General features: G+C 69.8%; 4 protein-coding genes and 1 pseudogene. All 5 read left to right on the forward strand.

What is annotated here, in order from left to right; all coding sequences use genetic code 11:
* On the forward strand, positions 1-773 hold a 773-nt coding region (locus tag ACRDPS_RS22000), incomplete at its 5' end, for a substrate-binding domain-containing protein (protein ID WP_431503800.1).
* A 116-nt stretch (positions 774-889) separates the two neighbouring features.
* Positions 890-2,569 carry a glycoside hydrolase family 13 protein gene (locus ACRDPS_RS22005; RefSeq protein ID WP_431503801.1) on the forward strand — a complete coding sequence of 560 codons (1,680 nt, stop codon included), beginning with the start codon at positions 890-892 and terminating at the stop codon, positions 2,567-2,569.
* 32 nt (positions 2,570-2,601) lie between these two features.
* Positions 2,602-3,969 carry an ABC transporter substrate-binding protein gene (locus ACRDPS_RS22010; protein WP_431503802.1) on the forward strand — a complete coding sequence of 456 codons (1,368 nt, stop codon included), beginning with the start codon at positions 2,602-2,604 and terminating at the stop codon, positions 3,967-3,969.
* 2 nt (positions 3,970-3,971) lie between these two features.
* Entirely contained in the window at positions 3,972-4,937 is a 966-nt protein-coding gene (locus tag ACRDPS_RS22015) for a carbohydrate ABC transporter permease (protein WP_431503803.1), read from the forward strand.
* A pseudogene (locus ACRDPS_RS22020) lies at positions 4,937-5,220 on the forward strand (carbohydrate ABC transporter permease); the annotation flags it as partial. The gene ACRDPS_RS22015 and the pseudogene ACRDPS_RS22020, both read left to right, overlap by 1 nt.

The raw sequence follows: 5,220 nt of genomic DNA on the forward strand, positions 1-5,220 counted from the left end.
TCGCCCAGCAGGGGCTCACCCCGGTGCTGTGCACGCAGACCGCCGGCGGCGTGACCGAGTCGGAGTACGTCGACCTGCTCCTGGAGCAGCAGGTGGCCGGCGTGGTCTTCGCCGGCGGTGCGTACGCCCAGCGCGACGCCGACCACGCGCACTACGACCGGCTGGCTGCCCGCAATCTTCCCGTCGTGCTCATCAACGCGGCCATCGACGATCTGCCCTTCCCGCGCGTGGTCTGCGACGACGCCGACGCGATGGAGCAGGCAGCGGAGCACCTGCTGGCGCTCGGGCACGAGCGGATCGGGCTCGTGCTGGGTCCGCGCGACCACGTGCCGTCCGAGCGCAAGCTGGCCGCCTTCCAGGCGGTCTGCGAGCGGGCCGGCGTGCCGTTCGACGACGCCCTGGTCGTACGCAGCCTCTACTCGCTCCAGAGCGGCCAGGCCTCCGCGGCTCGCCTGATCGAGCAGGGCGCGACCGGGATCCTCTGCGCCAGCGACCCGCTCGCTCTGGGGGCGGTCCGGGCGGTTCGCCGGGCCCGCCTTTCGACGCCCGGCGACGTGTCGGTGATCGGCTACGACGACTCTGCCTTCATGGCCTCTGCCGACCCGCCGCTCACCACGATCCGGCAGCCGATCGAGGCGATGGGTCGCGCAGCTGTCGACTTCCTGGTCAGCCAGATCGACGGCACCCTCGGGCCGGTCGACGAGCTCCTCTTCGAGCCCGAGCTCGTGGTCCGGCGGTCGACCGGAGCCGCAAGACACCGCGCAAAGTCTTGAAATTAATTACGTACTGTCAAGTTCTTGCGCACCTTCTGCGACTCGCTCTAACGTCGCAGCACGCCGTCAAGGTGACGGCTGTCACACCAGTGTGAGCTGCTGAGAACGGAGCGCCCGTGACCGCCACGGAACCTCGACAGAGTGAGCCGGCACCAGCCGTGCTCCCGGCCTCCACGGAGCGTCCGGCCGACTGGTGGCGCTCCGCGGCGATCTACCAGATCTATCCCCGCAGCTTCGCCGACGCCAACGGCGACGGCACCGGTGACCTGGCCGGCGTACGTGCGCACCTGACCTACCTGCGAGACCTCGGGATCGATGCCATCTGGTTCACGCCCTGGTATCCCTCGCCGATGGCAGACGGCGGCTACGACGTCGCCGACTACCGTGCGATCGACCCGGTCTTCGGCGACCTCGCCGAGGCCGAGGCGCTGATCGAGGACGCCCTCGAGCTCGGCATCCGCACGATCATCGACGTCGTCCCCAACCACGTCTCCGACCAGCACCGATGGTTCCAGGCCGCGGTGGCGGCCGGGCCCGGCTCGCCGGAGCGGGAGCGGTTCTGGTTCCGCGAGGGCCGCGGCGTCGACGGCGAGCTGGCGCCCAACGACTGGGTCTCGGAGTTCGGCGGCACGGCCTGGACCCGGCTGACGACACCCGACGGCGTCCCCGAGCAGTGGTATCTCCACCTCTTCTCCGCCGCACAGCCCGACCTCAACTGGCAGCACGAGGACGTACGTCGCGAGCACGAGGAGATCCTCCGATTCTGGTTCGACCGCAACGTCGCCGGGATCCGGATCGACTCGGCGGCGCTGCTGGCGAAGGACCCGGCCCTGCCCGACGTCCCCGCCGACCCGCAACCAGGCGAGCACCCCTACATCGACCGCGAGGAGCTCCAGGAGATCTATCGCGGCTGGCGCCGGATCGCCCAGGAGTACGGCACCGATCGGGCTCTGATCGGTGAGGTCTGGCTCCCCGACACCGCCAGGTTCATCCGCTACCTCCAGCCCGACGCCCTGCACGCGGCGTTCAACTTCGACTTCATGACCGCGCCGTGGGACGCCGAGGCGCTGCGTACGTCCATCGAGACGACGCTGCGAGTGCACGGCCAGGCCGGGGCGCCGGCAACCTGGGTGCTCTCCAACCACGACGTGACCCGGCTGGTCACGCGCTATGGACGCGAAGACACCGCGTTCGCCTTCGAGGCCAAGCGGTTCGGAACCCCGACCGACCGGGCACTCGGCGAGCGGCGGGCGCGGGCGGCGGCGATGCTCGCGATGGGCCTGCCCGGGGCCTACTACCTCTATCAGGGCGAGGAGCTGGGCCTGGACGAGGCCGACATCGCCCCGGACCTGGTCCAGGACCCGATGCACGTACGCAGCGGCGGCATCGATCCCGGCCGGGACGGCTGCCGGGTGCCGCTGCCATGGAGCGGGGACCAGGCGCCGTACGGCTTCAGCGCGCCGGGCACAGCCACCTGGCTGCCGCAGCCCGAGGGCTGGGCGGCGCTGACCGCGCAGGCGCAGTCGGCCGACCCGCGCTCGATGCTGTCGCTGCATCGGATGGCGCTGCTGATCCGGCGTACGCACCCCGACCTCGCCACCGGCGACTTCAGCTGGATCGATACCGATCCCGGGATCATCGCCTTCCGCCGCGGCGCGCACTTCGCGTGCGTCGTCAACCTGACCGACACGCCTGTGGAGCTGCCGCGCAGCGACCACGTCTGGCTCGCCAGCTCGCCGCTCGACGCGGGCCGGCTCGCCCCCGACGCCGCGGTCTGGCTGCGGCCCACCACCTGAGACCCCACCACAACATCGGAGGAGACAGACCCATGAGAACCACTCGATTGCGCAGCGTCGCGCTCGGCGTTGTCGCGGCCGTCGCGTTCGGCTCGCTCGCCGCTTGCGGCGGGTCGTCGGACGACAGCGACGGCGTCACCATCACCGTCGAGGGCTGGCGCCCCGGCGACAAGAAGCCCACCATCGACGCCGTCAAGGCGCAGGCGAAGGCCTTCAACAAGGAGAACCCAGACATCACCGTCAAGCCGGTGGAGTGGCAGTGGAACGCTCAGACCTTCCCGGCCCAGCTCGCCGGCGGCACGCTGCCGAGCTCGTTCCGGGTGCCGTTCACCGACACCAAGGGTCTGGTCGAGCGCAACCAGGTCGCCGACGTCGACGCCGAGATCCGCGCGCTGCCCTACTTCGACAAGCTCAACCCCAACGTGCTGGCCGCGGCGCAGGGCACCGACGGCAAGGTCTACGGGCTGCCCTCGGACGTCTACGCCAACGCGCTCCACTACAACCGCGACCTGTTCACGAAGGCGGGGCTCGACCCCGACAAGCCGCCGACCACGTGGGAGGACCTGCGCGCCGCGGCCAAGCAGATCCACGACCGCACCGGCGCCACCGGCTACGCCGAGATGACCGCCTCCAACACCGGTGGCTGGATCCTGACGACCCTGACGTACGCCCTCGGCGGCCGGATGCAGACGCAGGACGGCGACAAGTTCACCGCCACCGTCGACAACCCGCAGACCGAGGAGGCGCTGCAGATGCTGAAGGACATGCGCTGGAGCGAGAAGTCGTTCTCCGGGAACACCTCCTATGACTGGAACAGCATCAACCAGGCGTTCGCGGCGGGGAAGGTCGCGATGTACATCAGCGGCTCCGACGTCTACAACGGCCTCGTCACCACCTCGGCGATCGACCCGAAGTCGTACGGCCTCACCGCGGTCCCGCTCGGGGACTCGCCGGACGCCGGGGCGCTCGGTGGTGGCTCGGTGAACGTCGTCAGCGCGAAGGCGACCAAGGCCGAGGCCAAGGCTGCTGTGGCGTGGGCGGACTACTTCCGGATCCGCAAGTACACCGACGAGAGCGCGGCCGTCGCCGACGCCAAGACCCAGACCGCCGCCGAGCAGCCCGTGGGGACTCCGACGTTCCCGATCTTCGACGAGGCGTCCTACACCACCTACCAGGAGTGGGTGAAGGACTATGTCAACGTGCCGCTCGAGCAGATGACCGGCTACACCTCGAAGATGTTCGACCTCTCGCTGGTCGCCGAGCCGCCGTCGCAGACGCAGGCGGTGTACGGCGCGCTCGACCCGGTCGTACAGAAGGTGCTCAGCGACGAGAACGCCGACGTCGGGTCGCTGCTCAAGGACGCCGACGCCTCGGTCCAGCAGATCCTGGACAAGGGCTGAGCGTGACCGTTGACATGTCCCGGGTGGGGGAGCCGGCTCTCGTGAGAGGGCCGGCTCGCCGGCGTACGTCGCTCGTCTCGGTGTTCGGAAGATGGTGGCGTGGCCACGCGGCGACCCTGGTCTTCCTGCTGCCGATGCTCCTCGTCTTCGGGCTGTTCTCGTGGTGGCCGATCGCCCGGACCGTGGTGATGAGCCTGCAGGAGACCAACCTCGTCGGGGCCGCCGAGTGGGTGGGGCTGGAGAACTTCCGTACGGTGCTCGCCGACCCGCTGCTGCCCGTGGCGCTGCGCAACACGGCCGTCTTCGCGGCGATCGCGTTCGTCTTCGGCTACCCGATCCCGCTGGTCATGGCGGTGGTCTTCAGCTCGCTGCGCAGACTCCGTGGGCTCTACGCCGGCCTGGCCTATCTGCCCGTCGTGGTGCCGCCCGCGGTGGCCGTGCTGCTGTGGAAGACCTTCTACGACGCCGGGTCCGGGGGAGTGTTCAACACGATGCTGGGCTGGGTCGGGCTCGGGCCGGTGCCGTGGCTGGAGTCGGCCGACTGGGTGCTGCCCTCCCTGGTGATGGAGGCGACCTGGGCCGCCGCCGGAGGCACCGTGATCATCTACCTCGCGGCGCTGACCTCGGTGCCGCAGGAGCTCTACGACGCCGCCTCAGCCGACGGTGCCGGGGTGCTCGGCAAGGTCTGGCACGTGACCCTGCCGCACCTGCGCCCGGTGCTGCTGATCACCTTGATCCTGCAGATCATCGGCACCGCCCAGGTCTTCCTCGAGCCCTACCTGTTCACCGGCGGCGGGCCCTCGCACGCCTCGCTGACGCTGCTGCTCCTGATCTATGAGTACGCCTTCGGCAGCACCACCGGGGGCGGCGACTACGGCCCGGCGACCGCGCTGAGCCTGATGATGGCGCTCGGACTGGCGCTGCTGTCGTGGATCTACTTCCGGCTGACCCGCGGATGGAGCGACTGATGAGCTTCGTGTCCTCCCTCGACCAGCGGCGTACGTCGGTGCGCTGGGGGCTTCGCGGCGTACAGCTGGCGATGCTCCTCGGGCTCGCGGTGATCTGTCTCGGACCCTTGCTGTGGCTGGCGAAGTCGGCGGTCACGCCCACCCAGGACACGCTGCGATCGCCGATCTCGCTGTGGCCGAACGGTCCCGACTTCTCGATCGTCTCGCAGGCGTGGACCGAGCTGGGTCTGTCGTCCTACCTGGTCAACACGGTGGTCATCGCTGCCGGGTCCTGGGCCGTGCA

This window comes from Nocardioides sp., from assembly GCF_050699375.1.
Classification (GTDB): domain Bacteria; phylum Actinomycetota; class Actinomycetes; order Propionibacteriales; family Nocardioidaceae; genus Nocardioides.

Excerpts from the sequence above, each read along its gene's own strand:
- ACRDPS_RS22010 (WP_431503802.1), top strand. The coding sequence starts at position 2,602 with ATGAGAACCACTCGATTGCGCAGCGTCGCGCTCGGCGTTGTCGCGGCC.